At 68.3% G+C, this 265-nt stretch carries 1 pseudogene; it reads right to left on the reverse strand.

What is annotated here, in order from left to right:
* Positions 1–265 (reverse strand): annotated as a pseudogene (locus tag IH13_RS0119990) (TIM-barrel domain-containing protein); the annotation flags it as partial.

Genomic DNA, 265 nt, shown 5'->3' on the forward strand with positions numbered 1-265 from the left:
GTAGGAGGTGGTGAAGGAGGTGGTCAGCCAGAGGCCGAACGACCAGGCCGGCGGGAGGGCCGGGAGGCCGGTGAGGGACGTGTAGCGGGCGAGGACGTCCTTGGGGGTCGGGCCGGCGACGACGAGGTATTCGAGGGTCTGGTCCTCGACGCTGAACTGGACCTGGCCGACGGCCTCGGAGCCGACCTCGAAGGAGACCTTGCCGGGGTGGTTGACGAAGACGCCGTACCCGCGCGAGGACAGGTAGAACGGGACGTTCTTGTAG

Source organism: Streptomyces sp. NRRL WC-3549, from assembly GCF_000721935.1.
GTDB lineage: Bacteria > Actinomycetota > Actinomycetes > Streptomycetales > Streptomycetaceae > Streptomyces.